The sequence below is a fragment of the Pseudoalteromonas sp. J2K-J031 genome, assembly GCF_058197095.2.
Map to the genome: position 1 here is coordinate 3,564,859 of NZ_CM200279.1, position 17,391 is coordinate 3,582,249.

General features: G+C 40.3%; 16 protein-coding genes. 8 read left to right on the forward strand and 8 right to left on the reverse strand.

Going from position 1 to position 17,391, the window contains the following annotated elements; all coding sequences use genetic code 11:
- Nucleotides 1–43: 43 nt before the first annotated feature.
- On the reverse strand, nucleotides 44–301 hold the full coding sequence (locus tag AC3KZC_RS16280; protein WP_490579963.1) for a hypothetical protein: 258 nt from the start codon (nucleotides 299–301) through the stop codon (nucleotides 44–46).
- Nucleotides 302–691: 390 nt separating this feature from the next.
- Here AC3KZC_RS16280 and AC3KZC_RS16285 point away from each other — a divergent pair, with 390 nt between their 5' ends.
- Complete coding sequence (locus AC3KZC_RS16285; protein ID WP_490579962.1) at nucleotides 692–1,657, forward strand: hypothetical protein; 966 nt, start codon at nucleotides 692–694, stop codon at nucleotides 1,655–1,657.
- A 224-nt stretch (nucleotides 1,658–1,881) separates the two neighbouring features.
- Here the strand turns inward: AC3KZC_RS16285 and AC3KZC_RS16290 are convergent, their stop codons facing one another.
- The 5 genes from AC3KZC_RS16290 to AC3KZC_RS16310 form a co-directional block, all read right to left on the reverse strand.
- Nucleotides 1,882–2,565, reverse strand: coding sequence for a hypothetical protein (locus AC3KZC_RS16290; protein WP_490579961.1), 684 nt, complete (start codon nucleotides 2,563–2,565; stop codon nucleotides 1,882–1,884).
- Between the two features lie 212 nt (nucleotides 2,566–2,777).
- Nucleotides 2,778–4,973 carry a S9 family peptidase gene (locus AC3KZC_RS16295; protein WP_490579960.1) on the reverse strand — a complete coding sequence of 732 codons (2,196 nt, stop codon included), beginning with the start codon at nucleotides 4,971–4,973 and terminating at the stop codon, nucleotides 2,778–2,780.
- 167 nt (nucleotides 4,974–5,140) lie between these two features.
- Nucleotides 5,141–8,650, reverse strand: coding sequence for a S8 family serine peptidase (locus AC3KZC_RS16300; RefSeq protein WP_490579959.1), 3,510 nt, complete (start codon nucleotides 8,648–8,650; stop codon nucleotides 5,141–5,143).
- Nucleotides 8,651–9,091: 441 nt separating this feature from the next.
- A complete protein-coding gene (locus AC3KZC_RS16305) occupies nucleotides 9,092–9,673 on the reverse strand; it encodes a serine protease external chaperone (protein ID WP_490579958.1) in 582 nt (193 codons plus the stop codon).
- A gap of 8 nt (nucleotides 9,674–9,681) precedes the next feature.
- Nucleotides 9,682–12,072: a S8 family serine peptidase gene (locus tag AC3KZC_RS16310; protein ID WP_490579957.1), complete on the reverse strand. Its 2,391-nt coding sequence runs from the start codon at nucleotides 12,070–12,072 to the stop codon at nucleotides 9,682–9,684.
- Nucleotides 12,073–12,263: 191 nt separating this feature from the next.
- Here AC3KZC_RS16310 and AC3KZC_RS16315 point away from each other — a divergent pair, with 191 nt between their 5' ends.
- Both AC3KZC_RS16315 and AC3KZC_RS16320 read left to right on the forward strand, forming a co-directional pair.
- Nucleotides 12,264–12,734: a DUF2721 domain-containing protein gene (locus AC3KZC_RS16315; protein WP_490579956.1), complete on the forward strand. Its 471-nt coding sequence runs from the start codon at nucleotides 12,264–12,266 to the stop codon at nucleotides 12,732–12,734.
- Between the two features lie 102 nt (nucleotides 12,735–12,836).
- Nucleotides 12,837–13,280 (forward strand): c-type cytochrome, encoded by a 444-nt coding sequence (locus AC3KZC_RS16320; RefSeq protein WP_490579986.1) that lies wholly within the window; start codon nucleotides 12,837–12,839, stop codon nucleotides 13,278–13,280.
- Nucleotides 13,281–13,445: 165 nt separating this feature from the next.
- Here the strand turns inward: AC3KZC_RS16320 and AC3KZC_RS16325 are convergent, their stop codons facing one another.
- On the reverse strand, nucleotides 13,446–14,111 hold the full coding sequence (locus AC3KZC_RS16325) for a cytochrome b/b6 domain-containing protein (RefSeq protein WP_490579955.1): 666 nt from the start codon (nucleotides 14,109–14,111) through the stop codon (nucleotides 13,446–13,448).
- A gap of 210 nt (nucleotides 14,112–14,321) precedes the next feature.
- On the opposite strand from AC3KZC_RS16325, the gene AC3KZC_RS16330 reads away from it, so the two are divergent.
- Both AC3KZC_RS16330 and AC3KZC_RS16335 read left to right on the forward strand, forming a co-directional pair.
- Nucleotides 14,322–15,014 (forward strand): AzlC family ABC transporter permease, encoded by a 693-nt coding sequence (locus AC3KZC_RS16330; protein WP_490579954.1) that lies wholly within the window; start codon nucleotides 14,322–14,324, stop codon nucleotides 15,012–15,014.
- Nucleotides 15,014–15,313 carry a branched-chain amino acid transport AzlD family protein gene (locus AC3KZC_RS16335; protein WP_490579953.1) on the forward strand — a complete coding sequence of 100 codons (300 nt, stop codon included), beginning with the start codon at nucleotides 15,014–15,016 and terminating at the stop codon, nucleotides 15,311–15,313. Before AC3KZC_RS16330 ends, AC3KZC_RS16335 begins: the two co-directional genes overlap by 1 nt.
- 40 nt (nucleotides 15,314–15,353) lie before the next feature.
- Here AC3KZC_RS16335 and tesB read toward each other — a convergent pair whose 3' ends face one another.
- Nucleotides 15,354–16,220: an acyl-CoA thioesterase II gene (gene tesB, locus AC3KZC_RS16340; RefSeq protein WP_490579952.1), complete on the reverse strand. Its 867-nt coding sequence runs from the start codon at nucleotides 16,218–16,220 to the stop codon at nucleotides 15,354–15,356.
- 103 nt (nucleotides 16,221–16,323) lie between these two features.
- Between tesB and AC3KZC_RS16345 the strand changes: the two genes are divergently transcribed.
- Genes AC3KZC_RS16345 through AC3KZC_RS16355 form a run of 3 tightly spaced genes read left to right on the forward strand, consistent with a single transcriptional unit; the run spans nucleotide 16,324 to nucleotide 17,383 of the window.
- Nucleotides 16,324–16,797: an EVE domain-containing protein gene (locus tag AC3KZC_RS16345; protein WP_490579951.1), complete on the forward strand. Its 474-nt coding sequence runs from the start codon at nucleotides 16,324–16,326 to the stop codon at nucleotides 16,795–16,797.
- Nucleotides 16,798–16,849: 52 nt separating this feature from the next.
- The gene (locus AC3KZC_RS16350) at nucleotides 16,850–17,062 is read left to right on the forward strand and encodes a hypothetical protein (RefSeq protein ID WP_490579950.1); all 213 of its coding nucleotides are present in this window, start codon (nucleotides 16,850–16,852) and stop codon (nucleotides 17,060–17,062) included.
- A gap of 60 nt (nucleotides 17,063–17,122) precedes the next feature.
- Nucleotides 17,123–17,383 carry a hypothetical protein gene (locus AC3KZC_RS16355; RefSeq protein ID WP_490579949.1) on the forward strand — a complete coding sequence of 87 codons (261 nt, stop codon included), beginning with the start codon at nucleotides 17,123–17,125 and terminating at the stop codon, nucleotides 17,381–17,383.
- Nucleotides 17,384–17,391 lie beyond the last annotated feature (8 nt).

The window sequence follows — 17,391 nt, forward strand, 5'->3', positions numbered from 1 at the left end:
CTAACGCTAGTGTTGCTCGTAATAGTCAAATTATTTATTTGTATTAATAATTACAATATTGTGATGGATCTGGCACTGGAAACTCGGGCAAATCACACCCTTCTAACATCAACGGTGCAGTTTCTAAAAATTCAAAACTATTATATTTTGAACTTATGGTAAATTTACTTGGATTTTGAATCTGTCTTGCAACGGTAGTTAAATTAAGCTTAAATCCATCCGCTATATTTTCATATGGCTTGGCCCATAAGCTAAACGTATTTGGCGCACTAAGTTTATAACTTGATCCCGCTTTAAACACTGCAAAGGTGCTGTTATAAGATTTTGCCCATTACTAGCCAAGGTCATACTCAGTATATTATTCTGAATTTCAGTTACATTGTAGATATTATTTATCTCAAACTCTCAAGCAGAAGCATCCATATTCGATAGCTGCAGCACCCATCCTTTAAAGAGTTCAGGCGCAAATAAGCCAAATAAATCAGATTGATTTTCAATTTCAACAGCGGCCCTCGCTTCTACCTCAACGTTACCTTTTTGTCCTTTAGCCGAAATCCAGAAGCTGTCGCTAAAATCAAAGGTAAAAGTACCAGTGTGACTCTATTTAAATTCATAAATTTTCATTAATTTAATTGAAATAACAACCAAGCAGTAGTTTAATTGGGTACGAGGTTCACTCACCACAATAACAATGCCAATAAAAAATATTACAATTTACCTTTCTATTGCTGTAATTCTGCAAGGGTGTGCATCCCTAGAAAAAGGGATAACTAAAAAGTTAACCAGCTCATATGTTGCAGTTCACTTATCGGGAAAGGGAGCCAAGTTTTTCGAAAAGAAAACAACCTGCATCGATAAGCAATGCATTAACTATTTGTATATAAAAGCAAATAGTGACCAAACAAGTTTAGATAAAATCGAAAGTCATCAGACTTCTATCACTATCGATATCGATAATGAAACATATCCTATTAGCTATAATGGGCTTGATGAATACCAAGCTTTTGGTGGAAAATATCAAGGAGCTGTATTCATTTTCCCTGGATTTGGCGCTGCGCATTCAACCATGTGGCTCTACGGACTTTGGCTGTCTGATAGCGGGTTTGATGTCATTATATTGCCTAGCGCCAGTCAAGTGAGTCCATTTAACTTTGGCTTAAATACCCTTCCTTTTGCCCAAGAGCTAGCTTTAGAATACAAACCTGTTTTAACAATTGGCGCCTCTTTAGGATTTATTGCAGCATTGGAGTTTTCACAGCAGTACACATCAAAAAAGCTTGTTGGACTTGTGCCAGTTCTTGATGCCGCACCAGAGCAACTCGCTGGGTATTTTTTGCAAACCAATTGGTTGCCTTGGTATTTAACTTGGTTAAACCAATCAAACTTAGCCAATCAAATAAATCAAATTGCGAGAGAGACACAGACTCTGAATATCTTAAATAACCATCAATCCAATGTTATGAAGAATTTAAATACCACACTATACATTAATTCTAGTAATGACACTGTATTAGACCAAATAAACACACTTCCCTCAGTGACAATTGATCACTCTCATCAATTAGTAAGTAGCTTACCATTTGAACCTGCACGCCATGCAATTAAAGACTACTTTGTTACGCACACCACCCAAATTAACGCGCTCATCAATAAATGATAACAAAAAGCCAACCTCATTTTCATCAGGTTGGCTTTTTAAAATCTAAATTTATAACGAATTTTACAGCTTATTTTGGCCTGCTAAATCAAGAAAGAACGCATACTCCAACGCGCGGTCTTTCAAGCCTTTAAAACGACCCGAGACCCCCCTTGACCCACTCCATATCTATTGAAAGTAGGTAACTTACAATCAAAGCAAATTATTTAAGGTCAACCAATCTATTAATCTAAGTGACATGTACTACATATTGGCAATGGGGCTGGCCCGAGACTCCAACCTCCAATGGTATTGGTATATCGGTAAAATTCGGACACCTGAACAGTATCGTTATTATCAACAAAATCGACAACAAACTTTTCTAACTGCCCAATACCAGCACCCGCAGCTATATTTGCAACCGTTATTCCAATAATAATATTATTTGAAAGATTAGTACCACAAGCGTCTTTACATGTAACTGTTATTCTAGTCATCTTTTCACCTATATCTTTATCCGCTTGGATAGAGTGGTGTGAAGATAATTTTTTGGCATTAATTATCGAACCATCTGCGATTCTTTCGGCCATGACATTTTCAAATTCTCTTAACACTTCTACAGGTAAGCCATAAAAGTTGGCTAAGCCTATTTTTTGTCCATTGATTAGTTCTGTTAGCTCTAATTCTGTCATATGTTCATAAGCATATTGACTTAAAGGAAGTAGATTAGGCTCTTTATCACCATAATACATAGACAAAAATTGATCGACGGCAAACTTCATCTTATTGGGTGTTACCTTGATTAACTGAGCACCTGTTGCAATATTTTCTTGGATTTGTGTTTCATTATGTGGGATATCTTCAGCTTGACTAAACGGCACTACAGAACAAAAAATCATAAAACTCAATATTTTTATACTATTTTTCACTTTAAATAACTCCTTGTAATTGGTTGCAAAAATGTAACAAAAAAAACCCATAACAGCGACAAAATAAAGTTAAAAATGAGATTTTTAAACAAGAATTCGACTGCAGCTATCAACAATAGTGTAACCCCAATACTGGATAATAAATCTACTATTCAGATCAAGGTTAATGCCTATTATTTCACTGCAATTAAAAAGTAACTTTTATTAAAGGTTTAAAGCTTATTTTGGCCAGCTAAATCAAGAAAAAAGGCATACTCTAACGCGCGGTCTTTCAAGCCTTTAAAACGACCTGATGCACCACCATGACCCGCTTCCATATCCACTTTAAACAACAGCTTGTTATCATTGGTTTTATAATCACGCAGTTTGGCAACCCATTTTGCCGGTTCAAAATATTGTACTTGCGAATCGTGTAAGCCGGTTGTCACCAGTAAGTTTGGATACGCTTGCGCTTTTACTTGGTCGTAAGGCGAGTATGACAGCATGTAATCGTAATACGTTTTATCATTCGGGTTACCCCATTCGTCGTATTCATTGGTGGTTAGTGGGATACTTTCGTCGAGCATAGTGGTGACCACATCCACAAATGGTACATGGGCTGCAACCCCTTTATACAACTCAGGCGCTTGGTTGATCACCGCCCCCATTAACAAACCACCCGCACTGCCGCCCGCTGCAAAAACATTCTCTTTATTACCATAGCCCTGAGCTGTCAGCGCTTTAGTGACATCAATAAAGTCATTAAAGGTGTTTTTCTTTGTTAGTTTTTTACCATCATCATACCAAGGGCGACCTAGCATTTGTGAGCCACGAATATGTGCAATGGCGTATACAAAACCACGGTCGAGTAAGCTTAAACGTGTGCTTGAAAAGCTCGGATCCATGGTAGAACCATATGAGCCATAACCATATTGATACAGTGGGTTGGTACCATCTTGTTTGAATTGATCTTTACGATAAACCAATGAAACGGGCACTTCTGCACCATCACGAGCTTTAATAAAAATACGCTCAGAGGCATAGTTATCAGCATTAAAATCACCCAGCACTGCTTGTTGTTTCAGCTGTACTTTTTTGCCAGAGGCTAAATCGATATCATAATGGGTGCCGGGTGTGGTCATGCTGGTGTAATACACTCGCAACGCGCTACTATCAAGCTCGCCGTTACCATACATGTAGACCGAAAATGCCGGATCATTAAATGAGAGAGTATGTTCTTGCTTGGTGCTTAAATCACGCACCTTAATGCTCGTTTGACCTTTTTCACGTTCTTGATACACCATGTGCTGATTAAATAGTTGCACACCTTCAAATTTCACATTAGCACGATGCGCAATCACCTCTTGCCACTTTGCTTTGTCACCTAACTCATCTTGATGCACTTTCATTAAGCGAAAATTCACCGCATCAAGGTTCGTGGTGATGTAATAATATTCACCTAGTTTTGATGCATCGTATTCTAGCCCTTTTTCACGCGGCACTAAGCGTTGTGGCATAGCTTTAGGGTTATTAGCATCAATGACCGACACACCTGATGACTCTGTGCTGCCATGATTAATAAAAATCACACTGCCATCTTTGCTTTTACCAATACCGGTATAATAGGTATTATCTGTTTCTTCATACACGAGCTGATCATCACTTTGTGGTGTGCCAAGCGTATGGCGATAGACTTGATAACCGAGCAACGTTTGCAAATCTTTTTTGATGTAATACACGGTTTTATTATCATTCGCCCACACAACATCCCCTTCAGTACCTTCAAGTACATCTGGTAACATCGTCTTTGAGGCTAAATCTTGAAATTTTACGCTGTAAACACGGCGGCTCACTTTATCTTCACCAAATGCCATTAACAGACCATTTGGACTGACATCTAAACCTGAGACTTGATAATAAGCATGATCTTTTGCCAATGCATTAACATCTAACAGTATCTCTTTATTGGCACCACTCATATCAGTACTGCGAACATAAATTGGGTATTCGTTATCTCCGCGCATTTCCGTTGAGTAAAAATACTGGCCTTTTTTCACAGGTACTGAGTCATCATTTTTTTCAATACGCGCTTTAAGCTCTTCAAATAATTCGGCTTGTAGTTTTTCGGTATGAGCTAATTGAACGTTGGTATAATCATTTTCTGCGGCTAGGTGAGCAAGGATCTCAGGGTTTTCACGGTTATCGTCACGCATCCAATAGTAGTTATCGATACGTTTATCACCATGAATTTCCATTTCATACGGTACTTTTTTAGCTACTGGCGCAAGAGAGACGGATGTTGCTACTGAGACAACCTCTGTAGTAGGAGAGGCTACTTGTAAGTTAGCCGGTTGCTCTGTGCAAGCACTCAGCACTCCAAGGGAAATTACACTGAGTAAAAAAGAGTATTTTTGAGCCATGATGATCATTATTCCTGTTATTTTTCATCTGAACAAACATCATAGAGCAGCAGTAAAAATCATACTATAGGCTGATGTAAATGGTTGTAAATTTTCTTTTAATTTTCCAATACGCAATAAAAAAGGCTCTGTATAAAACAGAGCCTTAAAATCAATAACATTTAACTATAAGCTAATTATTTTTGCTTTCTACGACGTAAGAATGCAAATGGTGCTGCAAGTAATACTAACCAACCCATAGAACCCGCTGATTTTTTATGAACAACTGGCGGCGGAGTAACCACTGGCTGCTCAGATGCTTCATCTAACTCATTTTTAAGCATAACAACAACTGTAGCCGCTTTAGAGGCATTACCTTGTTTATCAATCGCAATAACCTTCAGCGTAATTTCTTTATCACCTTTATCGTAATCCAAGAAATCAGTATCGGTTACTACAACTTGACCCATGTTATTAACACCCACGCCCTGAGTTGTTTGTGAATGCACATAGTACTCAACCACATCCAAATCAAGAGCAGCATCGGTAATAACTAACTGGCCAATCACTGTGCCATTTGCAGCAGTTTCTGATACTGTGAAACTTGCATCTTCAAGCATAGGCGCTGCAACACTTGGTAACGCAGCCAACTCGTCAGCCGTCACCATTTGAACAACATCTTGCAATGAGTCAGTGTTAAGGGCAAATGCACCGTCTGCTGAAATAATTGCTTTTTCACCAGGCGCTAAAGTATCAACCATGGTTGTGCCATCTGTTGTACTTAATAATTTTACCGTTGTTGGTGATGAGAATGGCGCTGTACCAGCTAAACTATCAGTCTCAGAATACACACCTAATTGGTAACTTGGATAACCTACTGACGCCATGATATTAATTGGGCTACCTAGTTGATCAGCCGTTAAACCAATTAAATCACTACATGCAGAGAATGTAACCGTATCAGAACCTGCTGAATGGTACATAGGGGTAACAAAAGACCAACGAATAGCACCATTAACAATTGGACCTGATACCGTACGGCTACGACCTGGGATCTCTGCGCTTCGGCCTACATCATTGTAATTAGCAAATGCATAGTCAAAGGTACCGTCGTTATCAATATCAAACAACATTTGAGTGCCCACTTGGCGTAAATGTGTTACAGCATCGCGCATTTTGATTGAAGCTGTAACGAGTACACCAGTTCTACACGCATTTAATGCAAGCGCATTAAACGTTGTTGCTAGAATATTGAAATCTTTATCGGCATCAACAACCCCTTTAGCAACAAGGTTCTCAGCAAGCGGTGTGACATCGTTAAAGCCTGTATTTTCGACTACCCACTGCACTTTATCATTGATGATTTCAGCACTTACACCCAGCGCGGTCGCGGCTTTTGGTAACACATGGTAAACAACATGTAAGTCATGGTCGCCATCTGTAGATGGGTCATCAAATACGATCGCACCATCAAACTCTGAACTGGTTAACGCAGGGCTACGAGCAGCTAGATCAGCAGCTGAGAATGGATTCTCTAATTCCCAAGCTGGTAATTTGGCAGGATCGATTGTTAATGTCACATCAAAATTCACAGACTTACCAGCAGGAATTGTTACTGATGATGGCATATCCCACATTAACGCACCGCTTTGTTCATCATTATTATAACGAGCCTCTGTACGTAAATTATACGTTTTCTCCATCTTAGAGAAGTTTTTAACAGTGACCGTTTTAGTCATTGAAGTAGTGCTAGTTAATACTTCTAAACCAAACGATAAAGCAGCTTGATTAGTATCGAATTCAGCATTATATACCCACGCAGCAACAGGTAGCTTAACTGCTTTTTCAACATCAACTAAACCAGCACCGATCATACTAATTGGCGCAAGCTCTGTTTGCGGATTGGCATCAATAGGATCATTAGTCACATTTAAGTTTGCAGCATTCATGATTGTTGCTTTTATTTCGAACGCATTACGCTCTGGTAACGCTTCGCGAACAAGTGCAACTGCACCAGCAGTCATTGGGCCTGAGAAAGAAGTCCCTGTTGCTGGAGCTAACTTATCTTGTGTGCCAGTATCGGCCACCATAATATCAGTACCAGGCGCTGTAATTTCAGGCTTCAACAAACCATCCATTGATGGGCCACGTGAAGAGAAACCAGCAACAGCACCAGCTGTTTTCTTAACTGCTGCTTCAAAGCTAAACATTGCTTTTTCACCAGCGCTAAGCTGTGCTTTTAGTAAGTTCGCATCATCTTGAGATAACGATACTGTGCGAATCGTCACGGCTTCAGCGCCAGGGCTTGCAGCCATACCCGGTGCAGCACCAGCACGATTATTAGCGATGATTACAAATGCAGCACCACGCTCTTGTGCATTGAGTGCCTTAACAGAGAAACCACACGTACCACGGTCAATCATCACCGCTTTACCTGTAAAGTCGGTATCAGCTGAAAAATCAACACACCCTTCTTGATTTTCACTCGGGTAAACAAGCTCAGCATCTTCATTAGTAAACTTAAAAGCACCTTCTGCACCAAAACTTGCAGTACCAAAACCTGTTTCAACGCCTGCAATCATTGCAGTACCAACAGTTGCTTCACCTGTTGGATGCGTCATTGCACCAACAGAAAGTGCATTAGGAGTTGTGCTTGGGCCGCCGATACGGAATGGATTATCACCATCATTACCAGCCGAAATAACCATGTTGACACCTAGGTCAACAGCACGTTGGATTAAATACTGAGTACCACCACCAGTATAAGTACCACCAAACTCTCCACCTAATGACATGTTGATCACATCAACGCGATCTGAGATATCACCATCACCATTAGGATCCATTGCAGCTTCTAATGCAGCAGCTTGCGCTGCACCAGGACAACCACCCCCACACACAGAATAAACGTACAATTCAACTTCAGGAGCAATACCGGTTACAGAATGTGATACTGACGTACCATGACTCGTAGGCGCGCTTGTAGGATCAGCAAATGCAGGATCGTTTTCAATTGGATCGGCATCATCGCGCATAAAGTCGTAACCGCCTTTCACTTGACCTTGTGGCCAAGCAACGCTTGTTGGGTCAGATTGAGCGCTTTCATAGGCTTCAACCGTACCCGCACCAGGAGCGCCAAATACTGCATGGGTATAATCAATACCGGTATCTAGTACCGCAACTTTTTGCGTTGCACCGGTGGCAATTGCACTACTAACAACAGGTGTTGCTTTGATATAGTCAGCCGACGCTGCAATATGTAATTCACTATCAAACATAGGCAGAACGCGCTCAACACGCGCATCTTTAGCGATTTCTTCTAGCGCTTTAGGTGTTGCTTCAACAATTAATGATGACGCTAACACTTTAGTACGACCAATCACCTTGGCATTAAAATCTAAATTCGATAATTCAAACGCCACTTCACGTTGAGCCATTTCAATGGCTGCTAAACTAGCAGAACCCTTTGAAGCGGTATAAGTGCCTTGAGTAAACATATCGACAGATGTCGTCGCTTTTAGCACGATCATGTGTGCTGAAGGAGCTTTAGTTTGTAAATCATTTAATGAAATTGCAGCTTCTGAGTACTGTTGAGTGGCAACAGTTGATTTTGCAACTTGCGTTTCTGCTGATACGTGTTGTGCCGTGATTAACACACCACTTACCGCTAATGCGATTGCAGATTTTTTGATAATTCCCTGAGACATAGTTACTCCGAACATTATTGTTAATTAGATGTTTTAGTTTGTAAACCGAAGGCCACTATATCGCTATTAGAAACATAAAAGCAACTAAATTAGCCCAGCGGGGCCGCCTAACAACATCGTTTTAACATTAAAATCAAGAGGGTGATTTGGCTGTGATTATTCGAGGATGTATCTAATCTGATAACTAATTGATTATAAAAATAAAGCTATCGTTATAAGGCATTACCCAGTTTGCACACTCAAGTTTAGAGTGATACATAAATACACTCATTTTTCACTGCACTTGTGGGCCCATTAACCAGATTCACCATAAAGCATGTAAGGTATTGAGCTAGCGTTGAAGTGGATTTAACCAATAAAAACGGTGATACTTTCTAAGCAATAAAAAAGCCCAAAGGCAATCAAACTACCTTTGAGCTTTATTTTAATAATAAAACAACGTTAGAAAGCTTGGTTTAAGTTCTCTAAACGCTCTAACTTGGCTGTTTTTACTAAACCTGAAGAAAGGATTTTTGCTTCAAGCTTTGTCAAATCAACTTGCTTTGCTGATTTTACAATCACAATGTCCACACCTAACTCTTTTACTATTGTGAGGTCTAACAGGTCTGCAAGTTCATTTAACTTTTCAGTTGTTTCTATCTGAACGGCAATATTACCCGTTACAACAGCTAAACCACCTGAAATGTTATTTCTTAATACATCACCGGCAAACAAACCACTGCGAGTTTCGGCGTTACCTGAAGCACTCACTAAAGCATATTCACCTTGGCTACCCAATACTTCTGATGGTGTCGCTAAAAATTCAGGAACTGCTTTCATTCCTTGCACTTTCTTATAACCATCAACCACAATGTCATCACTGCGCTTAAGGTCACTTGCTTTAAAACTAGGTAACGCAACCTGCGGTAATGGCTGTGCTTTTTGAGTTGGTAGCGCTAATTCTTCATGTGCTACTGCTTGAAAAGCAACGACATTCAATGCCAATGCACCCGTCAGTGTCATTATATGTTTAAACTTCATCATTTTATTCCTTACTCTACACGGCCAGTCACACGAACACCCCAACCTTCAAGTACTGAAGGCGCTTCATTAGGGAACACTACACTTAACTTACGCTCGTCATTTAGATAAACAACTTGAGCGGGATCAGCAGCATCAACAACTTTAACGGTCCATTCGCCTTTACTGTTTTCACCATAAAATGCATGAGATAAAAAGCTTACACTTGGGGTGTGTACAAAACCATTTAAAAAATAACGAGAACTTGCTACTGCAGGAGTTAAATTTGCTTGCCCTGAAGAAAGAAGTATCGCTTTAGTACCTGATGGAGAAGTCACTTCAATTGCTAAATCAGTCGCTGCTGATGATTGCATATCACCTGGAATTTGCTCGTGACTGTAATCAAAACGAGTTTCAGGGTTTGCAATGGTAAAGCTAAATTGCATCGCTTCAACCACCAATTCTGAATCAACCACCATGCTATGACTTGCACCTACAGCTGAATTATTAGGTACCGTTAATGCTAAAGGCTCACCTTGAGCTACAAATGCAGGTCCAGCTTCACCAATAACTACGTCAACCGCTTGGCCTGTAAAATACCAGTCACTTTGAACTTGTGGTGTAAGTGAAGTAAAACCTTTTGCCATTTTTACAGCCTCGCCCGCATTTACGCGACCTAAACCATAAAAGTTATTAAATTTATAACCAGCGGCATTTTCAACCCAACCTAAATGGGCAGTAAAATCACCATCTGATGTTGTACGCACAATCGGCGCATTATCTGGATCGGTTTGAGTGGCAGTTGATGCAAGTACATGTTTTATGTCACGCGCCGTAAGTGACGGATTAGCTTCCATAACAAGCGCTATCACACCTGAAGTATTTGGTGCGGCCGAAGAAGTACCATTCATACTATTAGTGTAATTACAGCTGGCATTAAGCGGATGGCCTGGGTAATCAAAAAAGTGATAACCAGCGACAAACCCTGAAGGTTGGCGATATAAACTTTCTAGATAGTTTAAGAGTGGAAAACCAGACGAACCATTAAGACACGTCATATTGTCTGTGGTAATCATTGCAGGTTCCCATTTGCCATCTTCACCTGCTGGAGCACTTAAAAACAAACCACTACCTGATGTCGAGTAACTTGTACGCTTACCATTAGCTTTTAATGCGCCCACTGTAATATGGTTTAAACTGCGATTAGCGGCTGATACATTCATATCAATACAGCCTAAACCTAACTCGTTAGTGCCAGAGTATTGACAAAAATCACCATCGTTATGGCGCCCTGACTCAAAATCATTACCAGACGCATTCACACTAATAGCGCCTTTGCCATTACGCAATACTGTAGTTGCATAACTCGTTAACTGATTGTCAATCTGATCATCAGGCAAAAATAACGCTGGGTTGTAACCATAACTACGGTTAAATAGCACTTCTTCACTTGATAAAATACCGCTACCCGGTAGGCCATTAATAATACTTTGTACTGTAAAACTATTTGGCACTTTTCCACTAATATAATTAATGCCTAACAACTGAGCATCGGGCGCAACGCCACGACCACCAATCCCATTCCAGCCTTCGGCGGCAATTAAACCAGCAACTGCTGTACCGTGGTCGCTAAAGTCACCAAATGACTTATAAATACCATCCGCAGGAACTGGTTTTGTTGGATCTGTTTGATCAAATGCACCAGGGTTTAAATTTAGTGAACGATATGGCAATACGTTATCATCTAAATCTTCATGACGAACCTCTAAACCAGAATCAACAACAACGGCAATGACCCCTTTACCTGTTACACCTTGCTGATAAGCTTGCGCAATATTCATATCAGCCCCAACACGCGTCAAGTTAGCATTAAAATACTCTAAACGAGTTTGCTTATATTGAGCGATTTCATCTTGCGTCGTTAAACCGTTTAGCTGAGCCATCACAGTTAAAAACTCATCACTACGAGCAAATGCACGCTGACCTGTATTACGTAAATGCCACTGCTCATTTGCTAATGGATCCGTTTCAACACCTGAAATATTAATTTGAGCTGAAGCTGACTTTCCATTTGCGGTAACGGTATAGTCAATCACTGCATCTTGGCCAGTTAATGATATGTAGGTGAAATCACGACCATCAAGCGTTAACGTTCCATGGCTAAAATGGAAAACACCATCAACGGCTGTTACTGCTTGGCCATTTTCAGCAAAGCTAAAACTTAACGCATCGCCATTTGAGTCAATTGCTTTTAATGAGTCAGTAACCGGCACCCAATGCTTTAATCGAGTTAATTCAACATTATTTGCACGCGGAGCAACATCTTTTACTACTGCTTTTTTATCATTATCGCTGCCACAACCTGACAGCGTTATTAGTATTGCTGCTGAAAGAGCAGACATTTTAAATAACGTGTGTTTCATAAATCCCCTAAGATTTTATTTTTGAACCTTAGCAAGGTACACAAGCGGACACTGACTTACAACACGCTATTTACAATCATTATCAATATACAATCTCTAGGATATTCATGAACTTTAACGATAATATTGCGACACTTTGATAAACTCGGCATAGTAGTCATTATTAACAGCGATGAAGACAATTAACACACATGAATAGCGAAGCTCTTAACATCCTCACTATGGCAAAATTAATCCAAACTGCCGTTGCACCTGTTTTTTTAATAACAGGGGTTGCTGCAATGCTTGGGGTATTATCAAATCGATTAGCACGCATTACCGATCGCGCTCGACAATTAGAAAAAAAAGTTCGCACCACCGATGATGAATCACTCAAAAAGTTACTCACTACCGAATTACGAGCCCTTTGGAAACGCGCACGCTGCATCCACATTTCATTTAGCTTAAGCGTGTTAAGCGCATTATTAGTGTGCACAGTCGTTATGGCGTTATTTGTGAGTCATTTAGTGGAAATAAACCTAAATATTACGATTGGTGTTAGCTTTGTGGGCGCCATGTTATTTCTGATTTTGGCAATGCTATCATTATTAGCTGAAGTATTTTTAGCGACACGCTCTATGCGCCGCGGCATGATTTTCACACATATAGATCTAGATAATTAACCATCCAATGCTTTACATGGTGATTTAAGCGTATTTAATTGCGCTCCAAGGCTGCATCAGGTAAAACTATTTTTATAAATAATTAGTTCAGGGGTGAACATGATGAAAAAAACACTTTTATTACTCAGCACATTATTAGCAACACCAGTAATGGCTAACACCGTTTTTGAAAAACCGGCCGATGCAATTGAATATCGCCAAGCTGCTTTTTCGATGATCCGTGTACAAATTAGCGACATGGGCGACATGCTCAAAGGCGCAGTGCCTTTTGAAGCTGAACGTTTTAAAATGCGTGCACGCAATGCAGCCGCTTTATCTAAAATGCCATGGGAAGCTTTTGCACCAGGAACAGATCAAGGCGAAACCAGTGCACTTGCTACTGTGTGGTCGCAAAACGATGAATTCATGAAAAAAGCGGTAGCGTTTCAAGACTACGCCGACAAACTTGCCGTTGCTGCTCAATCTGGCGATCAAGCCGTTATTGGCAAAGCATTTGGCGATTGGGCCAAAGGCTGTAAAGATTGTCACAAAACCTTTAAAGACTAAGCATTTCTCGCTTACCTCTTTGAATAAAAAAAGCGCTCAGCGCTTTTTTTATTCATTCTTCATTATCAAAAACTTAAACCTAAGTGCGACCTTGTCTTGTATGAATACCAAACCAACCGCTGTCAAACATACAAAATCAGCACGCCTAGTTAACCTGAGCTTTGGTTAGTTAAATAAAGAGATTAGCGACTCACGCCCCCACGTACTGAAAATAATGACTTGCAATACCAGCCAAATACCAAACGCAACCCAACCTGATTTAATTTGAGGTTGAACGCTTGCGCTTGCTTGAGTACGCCCTGTAAACATCGCTTTAACCAAAGGCTTACCACGCAACCGATAGATAATAATGGCTGAAATATGCAGCCCAATTGCAATCAATAACCCATCAAAAATTAGTCGGTGCAGGCTACTTGCAAGTTCAACCCACGCCGAGTCAACGGCTGCCACTAGCGGCCCCTCAACTAAAATATCATCAGTAGTCATTAAGCCAGACAAAGCTTGCGCTAAAATCAAACCAAAGAAGAGCACTACCATATAACTGCCAGCCGGATTATGACCCACCGTTTCTAATGGCCTCACTATTGATTGCCACACCGCTTTTGGCCCATGAAATAAACGACTTAGTTTTGCGGTATCACTGCCAAATACCCCCCAAATTAAGCGCGTTAACACCAAAGTTAACACACTAAACCCAGCCACAAAGTGCACCGACATCCACCCTTCTTCGCCACTAAAATAAAGCAGTGCAATTAAGCCTACTAGCGCCCAATGAAAAAAACGAATAAAGCCATCCCATACCTTAATCGGTTGTTTATTTTCTGTAATCATCTTTCAAATCTTCTAATTAAAACACTGTACTATGATGCCATGTATCATCGCGATGAACTAATCGAACACGATTAAACAGCTTATATTTTCGTCGTAATGAGTTATTTTATAGAAGCTTTGTTTGATAGCTTCGATATACTCGATACCTTTGCTCAAATAACCAAACCAGCTTCATTCAACCCTAAACATAAACAATAAAAGGAACTAAACATGAACAAAGCCCTGCAGAAAGGCTTTTGGGATATGTTACCCCTCAACTTGGCCGTGATCCCATGGGGAATTTTATGTGGATCTTTAGCGGTACAAAATGGCTTTACCCCATTAGAAACACAACTGATGTCATTGCTGGTGTTTGCAGGATCTGCCCAACTGGTTGCCATTGAGTTAATCAGCCAAAATACACCGCTTATCACCATATTGTTTACTACGTTTATTATCAGCTCGCGCCATTTTTTATATGGCTTAAGTATTCGTCATAAAATCATTGCCCAACCACTACGCTGGCGATTACCTATCAGTTTTGTATTAACCGATGAACTATTTGCTTTTTCACACCACCCCAAAGCGTATCAATCTAAAATCAGGCTAATTTATGCCCTCAGTGCCGGCTTTAGTTTTTATATCTGTTGGAATATCTGGACACTACTGGGCATTATTGCGGGCTCACTATTACCCGACCTAACAAATATGGGACTTGATTTTGCCATTGCGACAACATTTATTGCGTTAGTGATCCCAGGTATAAAAAACTGGCCTATTTTTATTACTGTCTGTACCGCTGGGGTGTTTGCGACTTGGTTTAAAGCGATTGGCTTTGAGTTGTGGCTAGTGGGCGCAGCACTACTTGCAATGAGTGCCGGTTATGCCAGTGAAAAATTAATACGCAAACGAAAGGAAATATAATGCTAACCACAATTATTTTAATGGCCTGCGTAACCTTCAGTAGCCGCTATTTATTTTTACACCATAAACTCCCTTTTTCTGTTGGGCCGAAGCTACAGCAATTTTTAAGTTATAGCGCACCCGCTGTGCTTACCGCGATTTGGGTGCCAATCGTGCTGCTAGAAAAAGGAGAATTGAAACTTGACTGGCATAACCCGTATATTCCCGCAGCACTTGTGGCTATCGCAGTTGCGGCTCGCACCAAGAATATTTATTTCACATCACTGGCAGGCTTGAGCATTTTTTACTTATTACGCTAATAAAAAGCCCACCACTGAATCGTGTTGGGCTTATAAAAAACTAACTTTCAGGATAACTTCGGATCACACCCTCTTGCATCGTAGAAGCGATAAGCTGACCTTGCTGATTAAAAAATTGCCCGCGCACTAAACCACGACCACCACTGGCTGATGGGCTATCAACAGCATACAAAATCCAATCATCCATTCGAAATTCACGATGAAACCACATCGCATGGTCAATTGTAGCGACTTGCATATTAGGCTGTAAAAATGACAAGCCATGAGGCTGCAATGCGGTAGGTAAAAACTCAAAATCAGAGGCATACGCCAATAAATATTTATGAACTCGCAAGTCATCAGGCATTTCACCATTGGCTTTAAACCACACATAACGCTCAGGATGAGTTACCTCTGGTTTAAATGGATTTTGAAAATTCACCGGACGCATCTCTATCGGTTTTTCACAAATAATTTTATTTCGAATACTTTCAGGGATTAAATGCGCATTTTCACGATAAAAATCCAATGATGACCGCAGCTGTTCTGGACCCGGTACATTAGGCATCGGCGCTTGATGAGTGACTCCCGGTTCATCACAATGAAAAGATGCGGTCATATAAAAGATAGGTTTACCGTATTGAATAGCGCTGACACGTCGAGTACTAAAGCTTTTGCCATCACGAATGGTTTCGACATCATATACGATAGGTTTAGTAACATCGCCTGGGCGTAAAAAATACGAATGAAGTGAATGCACCTTTCGCTCTTCAGGCACTGTTTCTTTAGCAGCAGATAAAGCCTGCCCCATAACTTGGCCACCAAACACAGCTTTAAATCCGAGGTCTTGGCTCGGTCCTCGATAAATACCTTGCTCAATGGTTTCTAATTTCAATAACGCGAGCAGATCATCTAATACTTGGCTCATTGCACATTCTTTCATAGGCTGACTCATGATAAAGTCACTATATCAACTTGCAGTAACATGCTGCCACTAAATTTAGTGAAAATACTCTATTTAAGGATCTCTTGTGGCTTATTGGCTGTTTAAAACCGAACCCGATGTTTTTTCTATTAATGACTTAGAGACCAAAAATATCGCCGATTGGGAAGGCGTGCGCAATTACCAAGCCCGCAACTTTTTACGTGATGGTGTTAAATTAGGTGATTTAGTGTTTATTTATCATTCAAGCTGCAAACAACCTGCAATTGTAGGCGTTGCCACTATCGTAAAAACAGCCCATACTGATCCAAGCCAATTTGACCTAAACAGCGAGTATTTTGATAAAAAATCCTCACCCGACTCTCCACGTTGGTTACAAGTGAGCGTTAAATTTGTTGAACAATTTAAACGCCCAATTTCGTTAACACAGTTAAAAGCTGACTCGAATCTCACTGATTTTGTCCTCACGCAAAAAGGCTGTCGTCTATCTGTTATGCCGGTGACTGACTCGCAATGGCTGCACATTATCAATACTTATAGCCAAACCGCTAATGTTAACTAAACTAACGAGAACAGCTTTTAAAAAATGATGAATTATGACAATAGAGCGGCGCATGAAGGAGCTAACAGATAACGAAAACTGGCCGTTGCTTTCAATGGCACAACAAGCATCAATTACCGAACTTTATCGTTATGGCTATAATCTGGCCTTTATTCGCATTACCATAAGCAATTCTCTGGCCTATTTAGTACTGGATGAACACTATATTACCGTTGATGCAGAAGGCGATATTAATACCAATCCACCTTGTGCTATAAGAAAATAAACTAGACAGCGCTGGTAGATAAAAATAAAATTAACCTTGAGTAACTAATTTGGGAAGAACATGTCTGTACTTTTAAAATCAGAAAATCAACAGTTTGATGATGAGCGTCGCTTAACTAACCCCGATCTTGAGGCTTTTTGGCACTTATTAACGTTAGCGCAAAAGCTAGCATTAAATAAACTCAATCAATATGGTTATCAACTTGCGTTTACACGCGCGTCAGATGGCACTCATTTAGCCATCGCTATTTGTGACAATGTAGTAGCAACCATTGATTACGAAGGCGAGGTGAACCTAAACCCAACATTAAAGATCCGTTAAGTTAGGTT

What these genes read in the sequence shown, in the direction of transcription:
- AC3KZC_RS16315 (WP_490579956.1), top strand. Translation starts at nt 12,264, where the DNA reads ATGAATAGCGAAGCTCTTAACATCCTCACTATGGCAAAATTAATCCAA.
- AC3KZC_RS16285 (WP_490579962.1), top strand. Translation starts at nt 692, where the DNA reads ATGCCAATAAAAAATATTACAATTTACCTTTCTATTGCTGTAATTCTG.
- AC3KZC_RS16295 (WP_490579960.1), bottom strand. Translation starts at nt 4,973, where the DNA reads ATGATCATCATGGCTCAAAAATACTCTTTTTTACTCAGTGTAATTTCC.
- AC3KZC_RS16335 (WP_490579953.1), top strand. Translation starts at nt 15,014, where the DNA reads ATGCTAACCACAATTATTTTAATGGCCTGCGTAACCTTCAGTAGCCGC.
- tesB (WP_490579952.1), bottom strand. Translation starts at nt 16,220, where the DNA reads ATGAGCCAAGTATTAGATGATCTGCTCGCGTTATTGAAATTAGAAACC.
- AC3KZC_RS16300 (WP_490579959.1), bottom strand. Translation starts at nt 8,650, where the DNA reads ATGTCTCAGGGAATTATCAAAAAATCTGCAATCGCATTAGCGGTAAGT.
- AC3KZC_RS16330 (WP_490579954.1), top strand. Translation starts at nt 14,322, where the DNA reads ATGAACAAAGCCCTGCAGAAAGGCTTTTGGGATATGTTACCCCTCAAC.
- AC3KZC_RS16305 (WP_490579958.1), bottom strand. Translation starts at nt 9,673, where the DNA reads ATGATGAAGTTTAAACATATAATGACACTGACGGGTGCATTGGCATTG.
- AC3KZC_RS16325 (WP_490579955.1), bottom strand. Translation starts at nt 14,111, where the DNA reads ATGATTACAGAAAATAAACAACCGATTAAGGTATGGGATGGCTTTATT.
- AC3KZC_RS16350 (WP_490579950.1), top strand. Translation starts at nt 16,850, where the DNA reads ATGAAGGAGCTAACAGATAACGAAAACTGGCCGTTGCTTTCAATGGCA.
- AC3KZC_RS16320 (WP_490579986.1), top strand. Translation starts at nt 12,837, where the DNA reads ATGAAAAAAACACTTTTATTACTCAGCACATTATTAGCAACACCAGTA.
- AC3KZC_RS16355 (WP_490579949.1), top strand. Translation starts at nt 17,123, where the DNA reads ATGTCTGTACTTTTAAAATCAGAAAATCAACAGTTTGATGATGAGCGT.
- AC3KZC_RS16310 (WP_490579957.1), bottom strand. Translation starts at nt 12,072, where the DNA reads ATGAAACACACGTTATTTAAAATGTCTGCTCTTTCAGCAGCAATACTA.